This is a genomic window from Geodermatophilus poikilotrophus (genome assembly GCF_900111455.1).
GTDB lineage: Bacteria > Actinomycetota > Actinomycetes > Mycobacteriales > Geodermatophilaceae > Geodermatophilus > Geodermatophilus poikilotrophus.
The window spans coordinates 361,637-382,530 of sequence record NZ_FOIE01000005.1; the positions used below are offsets into that span (position 1 = coordinate 361,637).

General features: G+C 75.0%; 19 protein-coding genes, 2 tRNA genes and 1 other RNA gene. 9 read left to right on the forward strand and 13 right to left on the reverse strand.

Going from position 1 to position 20,894, the window contains the following annotated elements:
* Window positions 1–5 precede the first annotated feature (5 nt).
* The 3 genes from BMW27_RS13745 (at window position 6) to BMW27_RS13755 (ending at window position 2,663) form a co-directional block, all read left to right on the forward strand.
* Window positions 6–974, forward strand: a complete 969-nt coding sequence (locus BMW27_RS13745; protein ID WP_091445028.1) for a pirin family protein — start codon at window positions 6–8, stop codon at window positions 972–974.
* 85 nt (window positions 975–1,059) lie between these two features.
* Window positions 1,060–2,139: a GGDEF domain-containing protein gene (locus BMW27_RS13750; protein WP_091445030.1), complete on the forward strand. Its 1,080-nt coding sequence runs from the start codon at window positions 1,060–1,062 to the stop codon at window positions 2,137–2,139.
* An 89-nt stretch (window positions 2,140–2,228) separates the two neighbouring features.
* Window positions 2,229–2,663 carry a PPOX class F420-dependent oxidoreductase gene (locus tag BMW27_RS13755; protein WP_091445032.1) on the forward strand — a complete coding sequence of 145 codons (435 nt, stop codon included), beginning with the start codon at window positions 2,229–2,231 and terminating at the stop codon, window positions 2,661–2,663.
* A gap of 116 nt (window positions 2,664–2,779) precedes the next feature.
* Here the strand turns inward: BMW27_RS13755 and BMW27_RS13760 are convergent, their stop codons facing one another.
* Window positions 2,780–3,541, reverse strand: a complete 762-nt coding sequence (locus BMW27_RS13760; protein WP_091445034.1) for a VOC family protein — start codon at window positions 3,539–3,541, stop codon at window positions 2,780–2,782.
* Between the two features lie 62 nt (window positions 3,542–3,603).
* Window positions 3,604–5,652, reverse strand: coding sequence for a TPM domain-containing protein (locus BMW27_RS13765; RefSeq protein WP_091445036.1), 2,049 nt, complete (start codon window positions 5,650–5,652; stop codon window positions 3,604–3,606).
* A 100-nt stretch (window positions 5,653–5,752) separates the two neighbouring features.
* Between BMW27_RS13765 and BMW27_RS13770 the strand changes: the two genes are divergently transcribed.
* Window positions 5,753–6,109, forward strand: coding sequence for a Rieske (2Fe-2S) protein (locus BMW27_RS13770; RefSeq protein WP_091445038.1), 357 nt, complete (start codon window positions 5,753–5,755; stop codon window positions 6,107–6,109).
* A gap of 56 nt (window positions 6,110–6,165) precedes the next feature.
* On the opposite strand, the gene BMW27_RS13775 is transcribed toward BMW27_RS13770, so the two are convergent.
* The 7 genes from BMW27_RS13775 to BMW27_RS13805 form a co-directional block, all read right to left on the reverse strand.
* On the reverse strand, window positions 6,166–7,299 hold the full coding sequence (locus BMW27_RS13775; RefSeq protein ID WP_091445039.1) for an ABC transporter ATP-binding protein: 1,134 nt from the start codon (window positions 7,297–7,299) through the stop codon (window positions 6,166–6,168).
* The gene (locus tag BMW27_RS13780) at window positions 7,296–8,381 is read right to left on the reverse strand and encodes an ABC transporter ATP-binding protein (protein ID WP_245743558.1); all 1,086 of its coding nucleotides are present in this window, start codon (window positions 8,379–8,381) and stop codon (window positions 7,296–7,298) included. Before BMW27_RS13780 ends, BMW27_RS13775 begins: the two co-directional genes overlap by 4 nt.
* Window positions 8,382–8,387: 6 nt before the next feature.
* Window positions 8,388–9,329 (reverse strand): ABC transporter permease, encoded by a 942-nt coding sequence (locus tag BMW27_RS13785; protein WP_091445041.1) that lies wholly within the window; start codon window positions 9,327–9,329, stop codon window positions 8,388–8,390.
* Entirely contained in the window at window positions 9,326–10,330 is a 1,005-nt protein-coding gene (locus BMW27_RS13790) for an ABC transporter permease (protein ID WP_091445043.1), read from the reverse strand. Before BMW27_RS13790 ends, BMW27_RS13785 begins: the two co-directional genes overlap by 4 nt.
* Window positions 10,331–10,422: 92 nt before the next feature.
* A complete protein-coding gene (locus BMW27_RS13795; protein ID WP_091445044.1) occupies window positions 10,423–12,132 on the reverse strand; it encodes an ABC transporter substrate-binding protein in 1,710 nt (569 codons plus the stop codon).
* Window positions 12,133–12,427: 295 nt separating this feature from the next.
* Window positions 12,428–13,027, reverse strand: a complete 600-nt coding sequence (gene recR / locus BMW27_RS13800; protein WP_091445046.1) for a recombination mediator RecR — start codon at window positions 13,025–13,027, stop codon at window positions 12,428–12,430.
* A 33-nt stretch (window positions 13,028–13,060) separates the two neighbouring features.
* Window positions 13,061–13,396 (reverse strand): YbaB/EbfC family nucleoid-associated protein, encoded by a 336-nt coding sequence (locus BMW27_RS13805; RefSeq protein ID WP_012946701.1) that lies wholly within the window; start codon window positions 13,394–13,396, stop codon window positions 13,061–13,063.
* Window positions 13,397–13,524: 128 nt separating this feature from the next.
* On the opposite strand from BMW27_RS13805, the gene BMW27_RS13810 reads away from it, so the two are divergent.
* Window positions 13,525–13,950, forward strand: a complete 426-nt coding sequence (locus tag BMW27_RS13810; protein WP_091445048.1) for an ArsR/SmtB family transcription factor — start codon at window positions 13,525–13,527, stop codon at window positions 13,948–13,950.
* A complete protein-coding gene (locus BMW27_RS13815; protein ID WP_091445050.1) occupies window positions 13,947–14,429 on the forward strand; it encodes an SRPBCC family protein in 483 nt (160 codons plus the stop codon). The genes BMW27_RS13810 and BMW27_RS13815 overlap by 4 nt, the downstream gene beginning before the upstream one ends.
* Before the next feature lie 185 nt (window positions 14,430–14,614).
* Here BMW27_RS13815 and BMW27_RS13820 read toward each other — a convergent pair whose 3' ends face one another.
* Together BMW27_RS13820 and ffs are read right to left on the reverse strand one after the other, a co-directional pair.
* Window positions 14,615–16,942 carry a DNA polymerase III subunit gamma and tau gene (locus BMW27_RS13820; RefSeq protein WP_091445052.1) on the reverse strand — a complete coding sequence of 776 codons (2,328 nt, stop codon included), beginning with the start codon at window positions 16,940–16,942 and terminating at the stop codon, window positions 14,615–14,617.
* Between the two features lie 157 nt (window positions 16,943–17,099).
* An RNA gene (ffs, locus tag BMW27_RS13825) (signal recognition particle sRNA small type) lies at window positions 17,100–17,195 on the reverse strand.
* A gap of 203 nt (window positions 17,196–17,398) precedes the next feature.
* Between ffs and BMW27_RS13830 the strand changes: the two genes are divergently transcribed.
* Window positions 17,399–18,358, forward strand: a complete 960-nt coding sequence (locus BMW27_RS13830; RefSeq protein ID WP_091445053.1) for a DMT family transporter — start codon at window positions 17,399–17,401, stop codon at window positions 18,356–18,358.
* Window positions 18,359–18,409: 51 nt separating this feature from the next.
* On the opposite strand, the gene BMW27_RS13835 is transcribed toward BMW27_RS13830, so the two are convergent.
* Window positions 18,410–18,494, reverse strand: a tRNA-Ser gene (locus BMW27_RS13835).
* Window positions 18,495–18,643: 149 nt separating this feature from the next.
* On the opposite strand from BMW27_RS13835, the gene BMW27_RS13840 reads away from it, so the two are divergent.
* Together BMW27_RS13840 and BMW27_RS13845 are read left to right on the forward strand one after the other, a co-directional pair.
* The gene (locus BMW27_RS13840) at window positions 18,644–18,991 is read left to right on the forward strand and encodes a hypothetical protein (protein WP_012946696.1); all 348 of its coding nucleotides are present in this window, start codon (window positions 18,644–18,646) and stop codon (window positions 18,989–18,991) included.
* 40 nt (window positions 18,992–19,031) lie between these two features.
* Window positions 19,032–20,696: a serine/threonine-protein kinase gene (locus BMW27_RS13845; RefSeq protein ID WP_217638152.1), complete on the forward strand. Its 1,665-nt coding sequence runs from the start codon at window positions 19,032–19,034 to the stop codon at window positions 20,694–20,696.
* A 109-nt stretch (window positions 20,697–20,805) separates the two neighbouring features.
* Here the strand turns inward: BMW27_RS13845 and BMW27_RS13850 are convergent.
* A tRNA-Ser gene (locus BMW27_RS13850) sits at window positions 20,806–20,890 on the reverse strand.
* Window positions 20,891–20,894: the final 4 nt, after the last annotated feature.

Consider the following 20,894-nt stretch of genomic DNA (forward strand, 5'->3'; position numbering starts at 1 on the left):
GCGCCATGAGCAACCTGGACCGCCGTCCGCCCGCCCGTGAGCTCGGCGGGCTGGCGGGCACCGCCGCCGGCCCGGTGCTGGACCTGCTGCCGGGCAAGGAGGTGCTGCTCGGCGAGAGCACCCGCGTGCGCCGGCTGCTGCCCACCCTGGGCCGCCGGCTGGTCGGCGCGTGGGCGTTCGTCGACCACTACGGCCCCGACGACATCACCTCCTCCCCCGGCATGCAGGTGCCGCCGCACCCGCATACCGGGCTGCAGACGGTGTCCTGGCTGCTCGAGGGCGAGGTGCACCACCGCGACTCCCTCGGCAGCGACGCCCGCATCCACCCCGGCGAGCTGGCCCTGATGACCGCCGGGCACGGCATCGCGCACTCCGAGCAGTCCCCGGCGGTGCACCCGCGGTACCTGCACGGCGCCCAGCTGTGGGTGGCGCTGCCCGAGGCCGCCCGTGACACCGCACCGGCCTTCGCCCACCACACCGCCCTGCCCGGCTTCACCTCCGACGGGCTGACCGCGACGGTGCTCATGGGCAGCCTCGGCGGGGCCACCTCACCGGGCACCGCGCACACCCCGCTGGTCGGCGCCGACCTCGACGTGGCCGCCGGCGCCGACGTCGAGCTGCCGCTGGAGCCGGACTTCGAGCACGCCCTGCTGGCCTCGTCCGGGACGGCCGAGGTGGAGGACGCCCCGCTGGAGGTCGGCGCGGTGCTGTACCTCGGCACCGGACGGCGCTCGGTGCGGGTGCGCGCCGGGGAGGCGACCCGGCTGCTGCTGCTCGGCGGCGAGCCGTTCGAGGAGCGGATCGTCATGTGGTGGAACTTCGTCGGCCGCTCCGGGGAGGAGATCGCCGACTACGCCGAGCGCTGGAACGCCGAGGACGAGCGCTTCGGCACCGTCGTCGGCTACGACGGGGACCGGCTCGAGGCCCCGCCGCTGCCGCCGGTGCCGCTCAAGGCCCGCGGCCGGGAGCGCTAGGCGGACCTCACGGACCTCCCCCCGAGGGGGTAGGGGAACGGCCGGGTCTCTGTGGAACCCCGGCGGCCGGTGCGATGACTGGAGCATGAGAGCGCTGGCCCAGGACGAGGAGCGGGTCGCGTTCTGGCGGCGGCACACCCTCAGCGGCATCGTGCTGTGCGAGGTCCTCCCGGCGATCATCGCCGTGCGCACCCTGACCACCGACCCACCGCGGGCCGGCCTCGTCCTCGCCGTGGTCGCGGCGGTGGCCGGAGCGGCTCCGCTGCTCTGGCTCGTCCCGGTCGACCGGCTGGTCCGCCACCCGCGGGGCCGGCTGTTCTTCGACGCCTGGGAGGCCGCGGGCATCGCCCTGGTGATCACGATCTGCCTGCTCGACGGGGGGGCCGCCAGCCCCTACGTCTTGTTCCTGTTCGTCCTGCTGGCGCACGCTGCCCTGGCCTACCCGCCGGCCGGTGTCGCGCTGGCCGGCAGCACCATCCTGGCCGGCTACCTCGGCATGGGCCTCGGCGTCGGCGGTGCACCGGCCGACGACGTCCTGGTCGGTGCGCTCGCGCTGGCGGTCGCCACGGCGACCTGCGCGTTCGCGTCGGCGAACCACCAGCGGGCCTACCAGCGCACCGCCGCCTACGCGCGGCAGGTGGCCCTCCTCGCCGAGCGCGACGGGCTCACCGGTGCGTTGAACCACCGCACCTTCCACGAGCGGCTGCGCACCGAGGCGGCCCGCACCACGGCCGACCGGCCGCTGAGCCTGCTGCTCGTCGACGTCGACGAGTTCAAGAGCGTCAACGACACCCTGGGTCACCTGGCCGGGGACGCGGTGCTCCGCCTCGTGGGCGAGACGCTGGCCGGCCTCACCCGGAGCGAGGACGTGAGCGGGCGCCTGGGCGGCGACGAGTTCGCCCTCCTGCTGCCGGACACCGACCTGTCGGAGGCGGCCGGGATCGCCGAACGGCTGGTGGCCCACGTGCGCACCGCCGCGGCTCCCTACGCGGCCACGGTGAGCGTCGGGGCGGCGACCGTCACGTGGGGTGATCCGGTCGGGCTGCAGGCGGCGGCCGACGCCGCCGTGTACCGCGCGAAGCACAGCGGCCGGAACCGCGTCTGCGTCCCCCCGGCGGCCTCGGACGGCCCCCGCGTGGCACCCCTGACGCCGTCCGGACGCTGACCGCGGCTCCGGCCCCGGCTCCGGCCCCGGCTCCGGCCCGGCGAGGGACGGCAGGGCACAAGACGGCGCGGGACGACGTTCCTGCCGGCATGAGCGCCGCCGTGGACCCCCGCATGCTCGCCTTCGTCGCCACGCAGCACGCGGGCGTGCTGGCCACCCTCAAGCGGGACGGCCGCCCGCAGCTGTCCAACCTCTTCTACGCGTGGGACGACGAACAGCAGCTGGCCCGCATCTCGGTGACCGCCGACCGCGCCAAGACCCGCAACCTGCAGGCCGATCCGCGGGCGACCTTGCACGTGACCTCGCCCGACTTCTGGACCTGGGTCGCCGTCGAGGGCACCACCGAGCTCGCCCCGGTCGCGACCGACCCGCACGACGCCACCGTCGAGGAGCTCGTGGCCTACTACCGCGCCCTCAGCGGCGAGCACGACGACTGGGACGCCTACCGCGCGGCCATGGTCGCCGACCGCCGCCTCGTCGTCCGGCTGCGGCCCGAGCACACCTACGGTCAGCTGCGCGGCTGAGGGAGGACCCCCTGCCCCCACCGCTCGCACGCTCGCGGCGGGACCCTGCAGGGGGCCGGGGGCCCGGGACGGGGCCGTGGACCGGCGTGCCCCCTGCACGCCGGTCCACGGTTGGATCAGCTGCCCGCGGGGGGCTGCATCACCGACAGTGGGGCACCCCACGGGTCCTCCACCACGGCGATGCGGCCGTACTCCGTGTCCATCGGGGCCATCGTCACCTTGCCGCCGCCGGCCTCGACCGTGGCGACGGCGTCGTCGGTGGAGTCGACCGCGAAGCAGACCGCCCAGCCCTTGGGAGAGCCGGGCTGGTGCCCGCTCAGACCCCCGAGCGGGCGGTCCCCGATCGCGAAGGTCTGATAGCCCTCCGCGCCAGGGACATCGGCCCAGGTGAACCCGAAGACCGCCGAGTAGAACTCCCGCGCGGCCGCCGGGTCGTCGACCGCCGCCTCGCTCCAGACCAGCGACCCGTGCTCGTTGAAGACGCGGTAGCCGGTGTGCTCGCCGGACTGCCACAGGCCGAACGCGTTGCCCTGCGGGTCGGCGGCGATGGCCATGGTGCCCATCGGCCCGACCTCCATGGGCTCCACGACGACGGCGCCGCCGGCTTCGCGGATGCGGGCGACCGTGGCCGCGGCGTCGTCGGTCGCGAAGTACGTCGTCCAGCCCGGGGAGTCGTCCGGGCTCATCAGCGGGCCGAGGCCGGCGGCCGGCTCGCCGTTGCGGGTGGCGTTGAGGTACCCGCCGTAGTCGGGGTCACCGCCCTCGAACTCCCAGCCGAACAGGCGGCCGTAGAAGTCCTGGGCGGCGTCGATCTCCGAGGCGCCGTAGTCGATCCAGCAGGGGGTGCCGGCCGGCCACGGGCTGTTCCGAGTGGGCATCGTTCCTCCTCGTCGGGTGGGGAGGGACACCCTGGCACCGGGGTCCGACAGTTCCCAGGGGGTCAGAAGCGACCGCCTCCGGAGCGGCCCCGGCTGCGCGAGCCGCCGAAGCTGCCCGGGCGCCGCCCGCCACCCCGGGAGCCGGCGCCACCGCCGCCGAACCCACCGCCGGCGCCGCCTCCGTAGCTCCCGCCGTACCCCCCGGCGCCGCCGCCGCCGAAGAGGATCCCGCCGAGCACCAGACTGCCCAGGTCCACGCCGCCCCGGCCTCCGCCGTGGCCCCCGCCGAACCCGCCAGGCCCGTACCCACCCCCATAGCCGCCGTAGCCGCCGCCGTAGCCGCCGCCCCAGCCGGCCACGTCGGACTGCGCCTGCTGCAGCGCCTGCTGGGCCAGCGCGTCGGCCAGCTGGGCCTCGCGCAGCGCGCCGACCGGGTCGGTGCGGCCCTGCGCGACCGCGAGGTCCAGGTGCCGCTGCGCCTCGGCCAGCCGGGTGCGGGCCTCGGGGCCGACGGCGCCGCGGCGGGTGCCGATGAAGTCGCCGGCGGCCGCGATGCCCGACCGGGCGGTGAGCAGCGCCTGGTCCAGCGACGCCGCGGCCCGCCGCGCCCGCTGGTCGGCGTCCCGGGCCAGGCCCAGGGCCTGCTCCAGCGCGATGTCGGCCTCCTCCAGCCGGCGGAGCGCGGCCATCGGGTCGGGCCGGCCGCCGTCGGCCGGGTGCAGCGCGGCGTCGGCCGCGGCCAGCGCCGCCTCGGCCCGGGCCACCTGCGGGCGCAGGTTCCCGCCGGTGCCGCCGGCGAGCAGCGCGCGGGCCTCGGCGAGGTCCTCCTCGGTCTCCGCCCGCACCTGCGCGACCCGGGCCTCGGCGGCCTGCAGGTCGGTGCCCAGCCGGGCGACGGCGTCCAGCAGCGTCCCGGTCTGGGCGAGGGCGTCCTCGGCGACCCGGATGTCCCCGACGGCGGCGCCCGCCCGCCCGGCTGCGATCTCGCCGCGGGCCTCGGCGATCTCCTGCTCCGCCGCGTCCAGCCGGGCCCGGGCCTGCGCCAGGTTGTCGGCGACCGGCGCCAGGGCGGCCGGGGCGTAGCGGCGCTGCAGGGCGGCGAAGCGCTCCTCGTCGGCGGGCAGCCGGCCGCGCAGCGCGGTGGCGCGGGAGGCCAGCGCATCGAGGGCCTGCGGCGCGGTGCGTTCCAGGTCGCGGAGCCGGTCGAAGGCCTCGGCCTGCTCGTCGAGGCGGGCGTCGGCCGCGGCGGTCAGCTGGAGCATCTCGGCGAGCAGCCGCCGCTTCACCGGCTCGTCCTCGGGGTGTTCGTCGTCCAGCTCCTGGCGCAGCGCGAAGGCCCGCGCCAGCTCCTGCTCCGAGGCCGTCAGCGCCTCGGCGAACCCGGCGACCGCCTCCTGGCCGTACTGCAGGCGGGCGTAGTCGAGGTCGAGCCGGGAGGTCTTGACCGCCTCGTCGAGCTCCAGGAGCGCCGTGCTGGCCTGCGCCTCCAGCTGCTCGGTCGGGACGCCGGCGTGCGGGTCCGGCCGCTCCAGCCGCTGGGGAGGCGGTGGCCCCTGCCGGCGGCGGCGGGACCGCGTGACGAGGTAGGCGCCACCGGCGACCGCCGCGATGCCGCCCACCACCGCGACCGTGCCCAGCCCGCTGCCGCTGCCGCCGCCACCGCCGCCCAGGCCCTCGGCGAAGGCGACGGCCGCGCCGTCAAAGTCCCCGGCGGTGAGCTCCGGCTCGACGTCGGAGGCGATCAGTTGCTCGATCTCCTGGTCGGAGAGCCGGAAGTCCGCGGGCGGGTTGTACGTGTAGCGCCGGTCCTCGACGGCGACGGCGAACAGGACGTCGTTGCCGCCCAACCCGGACAGCTCGGCGGTCCGGGTCGCCCACTCGTCCGGGTCGAGGCCGTCGAAGGAGTCGACGTAGACGACGAACAGCTGCAGCTGCTCCTGCGCCTGCAGCTCGGCGACGGCGGCCTCGACCGCCGACTCGTCGCCGACGAGGACGCCGGCGCGGTCGGTGACCTGCTCCGGCACGTCGAACGGCGGCTCGGCCAGCGCCGGGCCCCCGCCGAGGAGGACCACGGCGGCCAGCGGGGCGAGGACGGCGAGCAGCCGGCGCACGAGGGACCTCCGGGAGTCGGGTGCGGCGACCCTACCCGGGCCGGGCGGTCTGACCCGTCGTCTCCGGGGTAGGGGCTGGGCCCGAGACCGTGGAGGACGCATGACCGAGCCCGACCGGATCCCCGCCGCCGACCTGCCGCCGGGAGCGGTCCGCCGGGTCGGCGACTGGGCCGTCGGCAACCGGGACGGCCGGTACTTCGCCGTCTCGCGGCGTTGCCGCCACCAGCTCGCCGACCTCTCCGAGGGCACGGTGGACGCCGACGGCTGCCTGGTCTGCCCGTGGCACCAGAGCCGCTACGACGTCCGGACCGGCGAGATGGTCGAGGGCCCGCACGGCTTCCTCGGCTACCACGGCCCGACGCCCGGCTACACCCAGTTCGTCCGCGCCTACGCCCGCATCCTGCGGCTGCGGGTCCGCCGGGCGCTGCGCCGTGGGGACGACGTCGTCCTGGAGTAAGGACCCCCCCTGCCCCTCACCGCTCGCAGGCTCGCGGCGGGCCCCTGCAGGGGGGCCTACCTCCGCTCGATCGGCTCGTCGAGGCCCTGCACCAGCGCGTCGCTCTCGATCGCCTCCACACCGGTGGCGCGCACCGACACGCCCTGGGTGGCGGCGACCTCCTCGGCCGACCTGGGCTGCAGGGCGCCGTCCCGGATCTCCTCGGCCCAGTGGCAGCTGACCAGGTGGCCGGGCGCCAGCTCGCGCAGCACCGGCACCTCGTCGTCGCAGCGCGTCTCCTGCCGCCACGGGCAGCGGGTGTGGAACCGGCAGCCGCTGGGCGGGTCGGCCGGCGAGGGCAGGTCGCCGGCGAGCAGGATCCGCTCCCGGCGCTCCTCCACCACCGGGTCGGGCACCGGGACGGCGCTCATCAACGCGCGCGTGTACGGGTGCAGCGGCTCGTCGTAGAGGGCCCCCGACGGCGCCTGCTCGACCAGCGACCCGAGGTACATGACCCCGACGACGTCGCTGATGTGCCGCACCACGGCCAGGTCGTGCGCGATGACCAGGTAGGTGAGGCCCAGCCGCTGCTGCAGCTCCTCGAGCAGGTTGACCACCTGCGCCTGCACGCTGACGTCGAGCGCGGACACCGGCTCGTCGGCGATCAGCAGGTCCGGCTCCAGCGAGATCGCGCGGGCGATGCCGATGCGCTGCCGCTGCCCGCCGGAGAACTCGTGCGGATAGCGGCGCAGCGCCGCGGTCGGCAGCCCGACAGCATCCAGCAGCTCGCGGACCCGGGTGGCGATCCCCGCCCTGCCACCTCCCAGCCCGTGCGCCCGCAGCGGCTCGGACAGCAGCGACTCGACGTCCTGCCGCGGGTCCAGGCTGCCCAGCGGGTCCTGGAAGACCATCTGCATGCGCCGCCGCATCGTCCGCAGCGCCTCGCCCCTCAGCGAGGCGACGTCGGTGCCGTCGAACAGCACCTGCCCGGCGGTGGGCTCGACCAGCCGCAGGACGGCGCGGCCCAGCGTGGACTTGCCGCAACCGGACTCCCCCACCAGCCCGTACGTGGTGCCGCGGTCGATGGCCAGGTCCACGCCGTCGACGGCGCGGACGTGGCCGACCGTGCGGTCGACGAACACCCCGCGCTTGATCGGGAAGTGCACCTGCAGGCCCTGGACCTGCAGCAGCGGCTCGCCGGCGCGGGTCACCGTCCGGCTCCCGAGGCGGTGCTCCCGGACGACGTGGCCCCCGCGGTGGACGACGGGTGGGTGAGCGGGTGCCGGCAGCGCAGCTCGCGGCCGGGCCCGTCGTACTCCAGTGGCACGGTGCTCCCCGCGACCTCGGTGAGGCAGTCGTCCTGGGCGTTGTCGCAGCGCGGGGCGAAGGCGCAGCCCTCGGCCCACGGGATCGCGTCGCGGGCCGAGCCGCGGATCGGCGTGAGCGGGATCCCGCGCCCGGCGTCCAGCCGCGGCACCGAGGCGAGCAGGCCGCCGGTGTAGGGCTGCCGCGGCCGGGCGAACAGGTCGTGGCGGTCGGCGGTCTCGATGACCTTGCCCGCGTACATGACGTGCACCCGGTCGCAGAGGCCCGCGACGACGCCGAGGTCGTGGGTGATCATCACCAGCGCCGTCCCGGAGTCGACGACGAGCTCGCGGAGCAGCTCCAGGATCTGCGCCTGGATGGTGACGTCGAGGGCCGTCGTGGGCTCGTCCGCGATCAGCAGCCGCGGCGAGCAGGCCAGCGCCATCGCGATCAGCGCCCGCTGCCGCATACCGCCCGAGAGCTGGTGCGGGTACTCCTTGAGCCGCCGGGTGGGGTCGGGGATGCCGACCCGGTCCAGCAGCTCGGCGGCCTCGGTCGCCGCCTCCTTCTTCCCCATGTCGCGGTGCTCGACGAGCACCTCGGTGACCTGGGTGCCGATCGGCACGGTGGGGTTGAGCGAGGACAGCGGGTCCTGGAACACCATCGCCATCTCGGCCCCCCGCAGCCGGCGCAGCGTCCGGTCCGGCGCCCCGAGCAGCTCCGTGCCGCCGAGCCGCACCGAGCCGCCGACCTGTACGCCGCGCCGCGGGAGCAGGCCCATGACCGCCAGCGAGGTCACCGACTTCCCGCAGCCGGACTCCCCCACCAGGCCGACGGTCTCCCCGGCCGCGACCGAGAAGCTCACCCCGTCGACGGCCCGGGTGGGCTGCTCGCCGCGCCGGGCGAAGGTGACCGACAGGTCCTCGACCTCGAGCACGGGGACGTCGGTGCGCAGCGCACCCTCGGGTGGCAACGCCTCGATGCTCACCGGTCGCTACCTCCGGAACTTCGGGTCGAGGGCCTCCCGCAGCGACTCCCCCAGCAGGGTGAAGCCGAGCGCGACGACGATGATGCACAGCGCCGGCCACACGGCCAGCTCCGGCCGGACGGACAGGAAGTCCTGCGCGGTGGACAGCATCGCGCCCCACTCGGGCCGGGCGATGTCCGGGTCGCCGAGGCCGAGGAAGGAGAGCGCGGCCGCCTCGATGATCGCCGTCGCCAGGGACAGCGTGCCCTGCACGATGACCGGTGACAGCGAGTTGGGCAGCACGTGGCCGAACACGATCCGGCCGCGCTTGACGCCGAGGGCCCGCGCCGCGAGCACGTAGTCGCTCCCGCGCTGGGCCAGCATCGAGCCGCGCAGTAGCCGGGCGAAGACGGGCACCTGGGTGACCGCGATGGCGATCATCAGCGCGTACTGGTTCTGGCCCAGCAGCACCGAGATGCTGATGGCCATCAGCAGGCTGGGGATCGACAGGATGATGTCGATGAACCGCATGACCACGGTGTCGACCCAGCCGCCGAAGGCGCCGGCCAGCACGCCCAGGGCCATCCCGACGACCGCACCGAGCACCGTCGACACCACGCCGATGAGCAGCGACTGCCGCGAGCCGTAGATGAGCCGGGACAGCAGGTCGCGGCCGAGCTGGTCGGCACCGAGCGGGAAGCCCTCCTGCGCACCGGGGATGAACCCGGGGCGGACCTCGCTCAGCAGCGTCTGCGCCAGCGGGTCGCGCGGGGCCAGCCACGGGGCGAACGCGGCGACGAACAGGAACACCACGACGATGACCGCGCCCAGGATCGCCACCGGGTTGCGCCGCAGCCGGCGGAAGGCGCTCCTGACGAGCGACACCCCGCCCTCGCCCTCGGGCACCTGCCCGGCTCGGGCGGCGAGCTCGTCGATCCGCTGCCGTCGCACGTCCCCCATCGCCGTCATCGGACGCGCACCCTCGGGTCGAGCAGGCCGTAGGAGATGTCGACCAGCAGGTTCACCAGGACGTAGACCACCGCCAGCATGAGGATGAAGCCCTGCAGGACGGCGAAGTCGCGGGTGAAGATCGCGTCGTAGATCGCCGACCCGACCCCCCCGAAGGCGAAGACCGTCTCGGTGAGCACCGCACCGGACAGCAGCAGGCCGGTCTGCAGGCCGATCGTCGTGGACACCGGCAGCAGGGCGTTGCGGATGACGTGCCGCCGGCGCACGGTGTCGGCCGACAGGCCCTTGGCGTTCGCCGTCCGGACGTAGTCCTCGTTGACGACGTCGAGCACCGAGGCCCGGGTGATCCGCACGATGATGGCCAGCGGGATGGTGCCCAGCGCGATGCCCGGCAGGACCAGGTGCAGCAGGGCGTCCCACGCGGCGTCCCACTCGCGGGTCAGCAGGCCGTCCAGGACGTAGAAGTTCGTGATGTGGGTGGCGTCGATGCGCACCTCCTGGCGGCCCGAACCGGGCAGCCAGCCGAGCTCCACGGCGAACAGCAGCCGCAGCAGGTAGGCGAGGAAGAAGACCGGGATCGCCACGCCGAGCAGCGAGCCGATGACGGCGCCGGAGTCCAGCCAGCTGCCGTGCCTGCGGGCGGCCAGGTAGCCCAGCGGGATGCCGACGCCGATGGCGAAGACCATGGCGAACAGCGTCAGCTCGACGGTGCCGGGCATCCGCTCCAGGAACTCGGTGGTCACCGTGCGGCCGGTGCGGGACGACGTCCCGAAGTCCAGCTGCACGGCGCGGCCGAGGAAGCGCAGGTACTGGACCCAGATCGGCTGGTCGAGGCCGAACAGCTCGTTGTAGCGGGCGATGGCCTCGGGCGTCGCCCGCTCGCCCAGGGCGGCCTGGGCCGGGCCACCGGGCAGGGCGCGCAGCCAGGCGAAGAGCAGGACCGACAGGCCCAGCAGGATCGGGACGAGCTGCAGGAGCCGTCGGACGATGAAGCGGAGCACGGCGTGCGGGTCAGCCTTCCCTGGGTCCGGCGTCGGTCACGACACCGTCCCCGCCGGCAGCCCGGGAGCTGCCGGCGGGGACGGGCGCGGGGTCACTCGCTGATGGAGACCGTGGAGAAGACCTCGGCGGTCAGCGGGCTGGGCTCCAGACCCGAGACGTTCTCCGCGACGACCAGCGCCGGCGGCGAGTGGGAGATCGGGACACCCGGCAGGTAGTCCATGATCAGCCGGTTCGCCTCCTGGTAGAGCCGGGTGCGGGTGGCCGCGTCCGGCTCCTGGTCAGCCCGGGCCAGCGCCTGGAAGATCTCCGGCGCGCTGAACGCCCCGAACTCCGCCGACGCCTGGTTGTTCGACGCCTCGGCGAAGAAGGTGCCGATGAAGTTGTAGGCGTCGTTGTAGTCACCGGTCCACCCGAGCAGGTGGATGTCGGCCTGACCGGACTGGACGGCGTTCAGGTAGTCCGGGTTCCACGGCAGCGCGACCGGCTCGATGGTGAAGCCGGCGTCAGTCAGGTTCTGGCTGATGACCTGGAACATCGCAGCCGGGTCCGGCAGATAGGGCCGGCTGACCTCGGTCGGGTAGTAGAACCGCAGGGTCGTGCCCTCGGCCCCGGCTTCCTGCAGCAACTGCCGCGCCCGGTCCGGGTCGTGGTCGTAGGTGGTGACGTCCTCGGCGTAGCCGTCGACGGTCGGCGGCATGAACTCGATGGCCGCCTCGGCGCCCTCGGGGAGCAGCGAGCTGACGATCGTGTCACGGTCGATCGCGTGCGCGATCGCCTGCCGCACCCGCGGGTCCTGCAGCGCCGGGTTGGCGCTGGTGCCGGGGACGTTCCCGCCGTTGAAGCCCAGGTAGAGGATGTTGAACGGGTCGCGGACCAGGACCTGGAGACCCTCGTCCTGCAGCGACTGGTAGTCCGCCGGCGCCACGAAGTCGTAGCCGTCGATCGAGCCGGCCTGCAGCTCCTGGCGGCGGGTGTTGCCGTCCGGGATGGTGCGGATGATGAGCTCGTCGAGCAGCGCCGGCTCGCCCCAGTACTCCTCGTTGCGGACCAGGGTGACCCGACCGTTGCCGCGGTCCCAGCTCTCGAACCGGAAGGGTCCGGTGCCGGTCGGGTGCTCGAGGGCGTACTCGGGGTAGGTCAGCGCGTCCTCGGCACCGGACAGGTTGTCGGCGTCGTACTCCTGCAGGGCCGTCGGGCTCTGGATGGAGAACGCCGGCAGGGCCAGCGCGGCGGGGAACTTGGAGGTGACCTGGGTGAGCCGGATGACCGCGGTGTTCTCGTCGGTCGCCTCGCAGCTCTGGTAGATGCTCGGGGTGTCCGGCGTGCTGGCGAAGCCGCCGAAGACCGCCTGGTAGTAGTACGAGGCGCTCGGGCTGGTCGCCAGGCCCTCGAAGTTGTACCAGCGGTCGAAGTTGAAGCAGACAGCCTCGGCGTTGAACTGCGTGCCGTCGTGGAACTGGACGCCCTGCTGCAGGTTGAAGGTGTACTCCAGCCCGTCCTCGCTGACCTCCCAGTCCTCGGCCAGCTCGGGCACCGGGTCGGTGCCGCCGAGCTCGTTGCCGAGCAGGCCCTCGAAGATCTGGCGGGAGACGCGGAAGGTCTCACCGTCGCTGCCGAACGCCGGGTCGAGCATCGCGGGGTCGCCGGTGGCGCCGAAGACCATGGTGCCGCCGGACTGGGCCGCACCACCGCCCTCCCCGCCACCACCGGATTCCCGGTCGCTCGAGGCACAGGCAGCCAGGGTGACTGCGGTGAGCGTGGCCGCCGAGGCGGCGAGCACGCGTTGGGGACGACGCTGCATCGCGGAAGACCTGCCTTCTCGGCCCCCGTGGGCCGGATGAGTTCCCGACTTCGCGGCCGGAGGGCGCAAGCCCTCACGGACGTGCGTCGGACCCTAGGCGCGAGGTCGGCGCTGCGGTGAGCCGGGGAGCCGCATCGACACCATCCTGTGACCTGGTATCGGGCCTGGTCAGGCGGCACCCGGGCGCCACCCGCGCCCGGCCCCGCCCTGAGCCTGCGCAAGGCGCGGATGACGGGCGACCCCCCGCAGGGTCCCCCCGCGAGCCTGCGACTGGCGGGGGGCAGGGAGTCCTCCCTCAGGCGTCGATGCGGCGGCGGCCCTCGAACGCCCGACCCAGCGTGACCTCGTCGGCGTACTCCAGGTCGCCGCCCACCGGGAGGCCGCTGGCCAGCCGGGAGACGGCCAGCCCGAGCGGGCCGACCAGCCGCGCCAGGTAGGCCGCGGTGGCCTCGCCCTCGAGGTTGGGGTCGGTGGCGATGATCAGCTCGGTGACCGCGCCGTTCATCAGCCGGGTCATCAGCTCCTTGACCCGCAGGTCGTCGGGGCCGACGCCCTCGATCGGGCTGATCGCGCCGCCGAGCACGTGGTAGCGGCCGCGGAACTCGCGGGTGCGCTCGATCGCGACGACGTCCTTGGGCTCCTCGACGACGCAGATGACGTCGTCGGCCCGGCGCGGGTCGCGGCAGATGCGGCACTGCTCGCCCTCGGCGACGTTGTAGCAGGTGCTGCAGAAGCGGACCTCGGCCTGCACGCGCTGCAGTGCGGCGACCAGCCGGCCGACGTCCGCCGACTCCGCCGCCAGCAGGTGGAAGGCGATGCGCTGGGCGCTCTTCGGCCCGACGCCGGGCAACCGGCCGAGCTCGTCGATGAGGTCCTGGACGGCCCCCTCGTACACGGTGTCCCTCTCGTCAGGGGGGTCCGCCGCGGCTCAGAGGCCGGGCAACCCCAGGCCGCCGCCGAGGCCGCCGGCGAGCGGCCCCATGCGACTGGCAGTGAGTTCGTTGACGGCGCGGGAGGCGTCGCGGAAGGCCGCGACGATGAGGTCCTGCAGGCTCTCGACGTCGTCGGGGTCGACGGCCGCCGGCGCGATCGTCACCGCGGTGACCTCGCCCTGCCCGGTCATCGTCACGCTGACCAGGTTGCCGCCGGCCGTGCCGGTGACCTCCTCCTGCGCCAGCTGCTCCTGCGCGGCAGCCAGCTGCTGCTGCATCTGCTGCGCCTGCTCGAGCAGGCGTGCCATGTCGGGCTGGCCTCCGGGGAACATGACCCGAGCGTAGGCCGAGGGACCGACACGTGCGGGGACGTCGGCATCGTCAACCAGGTGGTTGACAACACCCACCCGCAGGTCCACGCTCTTCGTCAACTGAGTGGTTGAGGAAGGGAGGACACCTGATGGCCGCCGATCCGCTCTCCCGGGTCTTCGCGGCCCTGGCCGACCCCACCCGGCGCGACATGGTCGCCCGGCTGGCGGTCACCGACGCCACCGTCGGCGAGCTCGCCGAGCCCTACGACGTCAGCGTCCAGGCGGTCTCCAAGCACCTGCGGGTGCTGGAGGACGCCGGCCTGGTCAGCCGCAGCCGCGACGCCCAGCGGCGTCCGGTGCACCTCGAGGCCGAGGTCCTCGACCTCATGACCACGTGGATCGAGCGCTACCGGCGGCAGGCCGAGGAGCGCTACCGCCGTCTGGACGAGGTCCTCCGGTCCATGCCGGACGACGCCTCCCCCACCCACCCCACCGACGCCTCCCCCACCCAGCCCACCGACGCCTCCCCCACCCACCCCACCGACGCCACCCACCCAGGAGGGAACCCGTCATGACCACCAGCACGCACGAGACCCGCATCGACGTCGACCCCGAGGTCCCGCTGGTCCGCATCACCCGCGAGTTCGACGCGCCGCCCGAGAAGGTGTTCCGTGCGCACACCGACCCCGAGCTGTTCGCCCAGTGGGTCGGCCCGCGGGACACCGAGACCCGCGTCGACGTCTTCGAGTGCTGCACCGGCGGCTCGTACCGCTTCGTGACGATCAGCGACGGCGAGGAGTACGGGTTCCGCGGTTGCTTTCACGAGGTGCGGCCCGACGAGCTGATCGTGCAGACCTTCACCTTCGAGGGCGACCCGGACGGCGTGGCGCTGGAGAAGCTGGTCCTCGAGGACCTGGGCGACGGGCGCACCCGGCTGACCTCGACGTCGCTGGTCGACTCCTTCGCCGGTCGGGACGCCTTCGTGGCCAGTGGCATGGAGGTCGGCGTCCGCGAGGGCTACGAGCGCCTGGACGAGGTCCTCACCCGCAGCTGAGGGTTCGCGCCTGCTGGCGCTCCTCGTGGCTCACCGGTGCTGCAGGACCGGCGAGCCACGGGAGAGGCACCCCGTGCCCCCGGTCGCGTCAACCGGATCGAGGCACTCGCCGGTGGAGGTGACCTGCAGCGCGCCGACGACCGGCTGAGGACCCGGGGCAACCGCGGCCGCCCCGATCCCACCGGTCAGCCGTCGAGGGGGCGCGCACCCAGGTGGGTGCGCAGCAGCGACAGCGCCGCCTGCTCGGGGTCGACCGCCGGCTCGTGCGGGTGATCGCCCCCGGCTCCCTCGGCCGCCCGCTCGGCCATGAGCTCGCTCGCCTCGGCGGCCTCCGCGGCGCGCGCCGCCTCGCGCGCGGCCTCCGGCGAGACGGTGCGGCCGGGCGCGGGCCGGCCGGGTGCGTCGACGACGGCCTGCACCTTCCAGCGCACGCCGAGCAGCTCCTGCAGCGCCGTGCGGACGACGTCCTTGTTCAGGTCGTCGCCCAGCATCTTGGCCAGCGCCGGCGAGGTCATCGACAGGGTCAGCGTGCCGTTGGCGACGTCGTGCACCTGCGCGGACTTCAGCAGCGCCTCGGTGGTCCGCTTGTGCCGGCGGACGACGGCCAGCAGCTCCGGCCACACGCGGCGGACGTCACCGGCGTCCAGCTCGCCGTCCGCGGCGTCCGGCTGCGGCGGGTTCGCCGTCACCACGGGCATCGGCTCGCTGCCACGTGGGGCCGGCGAGGACTCGGCCGCGGCCCGGGGTGCCGACGCCGTCGGCCGGGGCTGCTCCACGCGCGCCGCCGCAGCTGCGGCCGCTGCGGGCTGGGCCGGGTGCGGCCAGTCCTCGTCGTCGGTCGGCTCCGGCGGCAGCGGGATGTCGGGCTCACCCACGGCGACGGGGGCGCGGCGCGGCTCCTCGACCGCGGCCGGCGGGGTGGCGGCCGGCGCCGGCGGGGTGGCGGCTTGCGCCGGCGGGGTGGCGGCTTGCGCCGGCGAGGTGGCGGCCGGTGCCGGCGGGCGGGGCGGGGCGCCCGACCCCGGAGGGGTGGTCTGCGGCCAGCCGTCGTCGGCCGGCGCGCGGGCCGCGACCGGCTCCGGGCGCGCTGGCTCGGGCCGCTCCGGCTCGGCGCGCGGCGGCTCCGGCTCGGCGCGCGGCGGCTCCGGAGCGGGCCGCGGGGCCGGCTGCGCGGGTGCCGCCGGGGCGCTCGGCGCCTGCGCGGCCACCTGCGACCTGCGCACGAACTCGCGCACCGGGCGACCCGGCTGGTCAGCCGGCGGCGGAGCGGCGGCGGGCTCCGGCCGCGACTCGCGCCCCGGCGCGTCGAGGACGGCGGGCTCGGCGACCGGCCGGCCCGCGTGCTCACCGGCGATCGACATCCGCCGCTCGAGGCGCTCCAGCCGCTGCAGGGTGGCCGCTGCGGAGCCGTCGGTCCCGGGCAGCAGCATCCGCGCGCACACGAGTTCGAGCAGCAGCCGCGGGCCCGTCGTCCCCCGCATCTCGGTCAGGCCCGCGTGCACCGTGTCGGCCATCCGCGACAGCGTCGCCGACCCCAGCGCCGAGGCCTGCGAGCTCATCAGGTCCAGCCGGTCGGGCGGGCAGTCGAGCAGCCCGTTGCCCCCCGCGTCCGGCACGGCGTCGAGCACGATGAGGTCCCGCAGCCGGTCGAGCAGGTCGGTGGCGAACCTGCGCGGGTCGTGCCCGGCCTCCACCACCCGGTCGACGGCGCGGAAGACGCCGGGCGCGTCGTGCGCGGCGAGCGCGTCGATCGTCTCGTCGAGCAGCGCGTCGTCGGTGACGCCGAGCAGCCCGACGGCGCTCTTGTAGGTGACGCCCTCCTCCCCGGCGCCGGCCAGCAGCTGGTCGAGGATCGACAGCGAGTCACGGACCGAGCCGCCGCCGGCCCGGACGACCAGCGGGAAGACGGTCGGCTCCACCTGCACGCCCTCGGCGGCGCAGGTCTTCTCCAGCAGGCCGCGCAGCGTCGTCGGCGGCACCAGCCGGAACGGGTAGTGGTGCGTGCGCGAGCGGATGGTGGGCAGCACCTTGTCCGGCTCGGTGGTCGCGAACACGAAGACGAGGAACTCCGGTGGCTCCTCGACCACCTTGAGCAGGGCGTTGAAGCCCTGCGTGGTGACCATGTGCGCCTCGTCGACGATGTAGACCTTGAAGCGGCTGTTCACCGGCGCGAAGAAGGCCCGCTCACGCAGGTCGCGGGCGTCGTCGACGCCACCGTGGCTGGCCGCGTCGATCTCAATGACGTCGAGCGAGCCGGGGCCGTCGGGCGCCAGGGCCACGCAGGAGCCGCAGGTGCCGCACGGGGTGGACGTCGGCCCCTGCTCGCAGTTCAGCGACCGGGCGAGGATGCGCGCCGAGGAGGTCTTGCCGCACCCGCGCGGGCCGCTGAACAGATAGGCGTGGTTGACCCGCCCGCCGTCGACGGCGTTCACCAGCGGGGCCGTCACGTGCTCCTGACCGACCACCTCGGCGAAGGTCGCCGGGCGGTACTTCCGGTAGAGCGCCAGAGCCACGGCAGCAGGTTACGTGGAGGAGGCGACGGATCGGCGAACGCCGTTGTGGACCGGTCGCAGGGGCCCGGAGGGTCTCCCGACCGGGGACGCGGGCAGCGGCGCCACGCAGGCAGGGGACGGCACCCGGCCGCGGTGTCGGCCGGTGGGCCGACAGGAAGAAAGGGACCCCCCGCGCACCCGCCAGAGCCCGCTTATCCTTGCTGCCTTCCGGCCCTGGGGAGGTTCACGGGGTGACGCCACACGAGGGGTCTGCACCCACTGTAGAGGAAACCGCGTGAGAGCCGGGCGCCCCCTCGCTACCCTCCCTGCCATGACGCCCCGGCACGCCCTCGTGCTGCCCCCGCCGCGCTCCTGACCCGGAGCACCGCGGGCTGACCTGATCCCGGCACCACCTGCCGGGCCCCTGCGCTGTGCTCCGGACCGCCTCTCCCCGATCCGGACCCGCCCAGGAGCGTCATGCCCACCCCCTCGACCACCTCTGCCGTGTCGCGCGGCTTCCCGCTCGTCGTCCTCGCTGCCCTCTGCTGGGGCACCTCGGGCGTCAGCGCCCGCATCGTGACCGACCGCACCGACCTCGGCCCGCTCGACATCGCCTGGCACCGCATGGCCGTCGGCGCCGCCGTCCTGCTCGCCGGGTACCTGTTCACCCGGCACCGGCGGCCGTCGTCCGCCGTCCCGCTGACCCGACCGCTCGCCGTCCGGCTCGGTCTGGTCGGCGCCGGGCTGGCCGCTTACCAGCTGGCCTTCTTCGCCGCCGTCGAGGAGGCCGGGGTGAGCGTCTCGACCCTGGTCGCACTCGGCCTGGCCCCGTTGCTCATCGCGCTCGGCGCGGCGGCGCTCGGGCACGGCCGGCCGGACCGCGCCACGCTCGTGACCCTCGCCGTCGCGCTCGTCGGCCTGGGGCTGCTGGTCGGGCTCACCGCCGGGGCCTCGGCCGGGACGGCGGTGCTGCTGGGCGCGCTGCTGGCCAGCGGCTCGGCCCTCGGGTACGCCGTCGTCACGCTGGCCGGTGGCGGCGTCCCCGCCGGCGTCCCGGTGACGCTGACCGGCTTCGTGGGTGGCGCACTGCTGCTGACGCCGGTGGCCCTGGCCGCCGGCCTGCGCCTGACCACCGAGCCGGTCGCGCTGGCGACGCTGCTCTACCTGGGTGTGGTGCCGAGCGCCGCGGCCTACGCCCTGTTCTTCCGCGGGCTGCAGACGGTGCCCGGCGCGGTCGCCGGCATCGTCACGCTGCTGGAGCCGGTGACGGCGACGGCGCTGGCGACGGCCTTCCTCGGCGAGAGGCTGCCGCTCGGCGCCCTGGCCGGCGGGCTGCTCGTGCTCGCCGCGGTGGCCGGCCTCTACCTCCGGCGTCCGGCCGTGGCCGAGCACGAGGCCCTGGCAGAGCACGAGGCCGTGGCGGAGCCGCACGGCTGAACCGCCCGGAGACGACGGAGGCCGGGCCCGTGCGGGGCCCGGCCTCTGCTGCGGAGGATGGGAGATTCGAACTCCCGAGGGGTTGCCCCCAACCCGCTTTCCAAGCGAGCGCCATAGGCCACTAGGCGAATCCTCCAACTGCGCCCGCCAGGGTACCGGGCCGGGTGCGGCCGGTCAGCCGGCGGTACCCGGGGCGCGGTACGGGGTGGTTACGCGTCCGTCCCTCAGGGCACGCTGGGGGCTGCGCCGGACCGACGGCGCGCCGACGACAGGAGAGCAGCCCCCATGAGCGAGACCGACCGGCTCCGGCCCGACGTCGTGGAGGCGATCGTCGCGGTGCTCAAGGGAGCCGACCCCTCGGAGCTGCCGGCCTCCGCGACCAAGGAGGAGAAGGACGCCGCGAAGGACCGGTACCTCTCGGAGTTCGTCGCCGAGCGCAGCAAGCGGGACCGGCAGACGCGCGCCTGGGAGCTGCTGCTGACCCGCAGCTACGACGAGCCCCCCACCTGGGAGCGCCTCTTCGACGACCTCTCCTCCGACGTGGTCGAGGAGCTCGGCGAGCTCTACGACGTCCTGCCCGCGGGCGCCCAGGAGGAGTACGCCCGCCGGTACGGCGTCCCGACCGGCGTCTGACCGCGGCTCCGGTGCCGGCGGCGAGCAGGGGGGACGCACGGTGAGCGGACCCGGTCACGTCGTGGCCGGGCGCTACCGCCTGCTCGAGCGCATCGGCGGGGGCGGCATGGGCGCCGTCTGGCTGGCCTCCGACGAGCTGCTCGGGCGCCGGGTCGCCGTCAAGCAGGTGCTGCCGCCGCCGACCGCCGACGAGACCGTCATCGCCCAGCAGCGCCAGCGGGCGCTGCGCGAGGGGCGGATCGCCGCGCGGCTGTCCCACCCGCACGCCGTCGTGGTCTACGACGTCGCCGTCGAGGACGACGCGCCGTGGCTGGTCATGGAGTACCTGCCCTCCCGCAGCCTGGCCGAGGTGCTGCACCAGGACGGCGTCCTGCCGGTCGACCAGGTCGCGCAGATCGGTGCCCAGGTCGCCGACGCCCTGTCCGCCACGCACGCGGCCGGCATCGTGCACCGCGACGTGAAGCCGGCCAACGTCCTCATCGGGCGGGGCCCGCGGATCGAGGGCCTGGTGAAGATCACCGACTTCGGCATCTCGCACGCCAGCGACGACGTGACGCTCACCCAGACCGGCCAGATCACCGGCACCCCGGCCTTCCTGGCCCCCGAGGTCGCCCGCGGCGGGGAGGTGACGCCGGAGAGCGACGTCTTCTCCCTCGGCGCGACGCTCTACACCTGCCTGGAGGGCCAGCCGCCGTTCGGCCTGGACGACAACGCCCTGCGGCTGCTGCACCGCGTCGCCGGTGGGGAGGTGGTGCCGCCGCGGCGGGCCGGCTCGATGACCGCGCCGCTGGTGCGGATGCTGGCCGCCGACCCCGCGGATCGGCCGACGACGACCGAGGTCCGCGACGAGCTCGCCCGGCTGGCGGTCGGCCGGGACGGCGACCCGACGACCGTGCTGATGGCGCGCACCAAGCTGCGGTCGTCGAGCAACCGTGAGCGCACCGAGGAGCTGGCCAGCGGGGTGCTGCCGGCCGCGGGAGCGGGCGCCGCGGCCGCCGCCGGGTCCCGGGACCCGGACACCGCCGTCCAGGTCGCCCCCGTCGGGCCGGCCACGCCGCCTCCGCCCGGCCGGGCGGAGGACCGGCCTCCCGCTGCTCCGGTGCCGAGCCCCCGACGCCGCCGCGGGCCACTGCTGGCCGCCGTGCTGCTGCTCGCCGTGCTGCTGCTCGGCGGCGGGCTCTGGCTCGGCACCCGGGGCGACGCTGGGACCAGCGCCGACGCCCCCGCGGCGGCGTCGTCCCCGCCCGTCGACGACGCGACGCCCCCGGCCGAGGACACCCCCGCCCCGGAGACCCCGGATGCCGAGCCGACGCCGTCCACCGGCGCGGAGGCGCCGTCGAGCGAGCCGTCGTCCGACGAGCCGACCGACGAGGCGACCGACGACCCGGCCGAGGTCGTCGAGGAGACGTTGGACCGGTACTACGAGCTGCTCCCCGGCGACCCCGACGCCGCCTACGACATGACCGGTCCGTACCTGCGGGCACAGGCCAGCCGGAGCTACTACCGCGACTTCTGGGCGACCTGGGAGGAGGTGGACCTGCGCGAGGTGCGCGCGGCGCAGCAGTCGGGGGACGGCGTCGTCACGGCCACGACCGAGGTGGAGTTCACCGGGGACGACGGACGCGAGCAGACCGAGCGCCACCAGGTCCGCCTGGTGCAGGACGACGACGGGGACTGGCTGGTCGACCTGGACCTGGTCGCCTGATGAAGGACCCCGTCCTCCCCGCCCCTCGCAGGCTCGGGGCGGTGCCCTGGACGGGGCCAGAACCACGACGGCGGCGCCCCGAGTCGGGACGCCGCCGTCGATCTGTCTGCGGTGGCGGTGGGATTTGAACCCACGGAGGCTTGCACCTCACACGCTTTCGAGGCGTGCTCCTTCGGCCGCTCGGACACGCCACCGTCG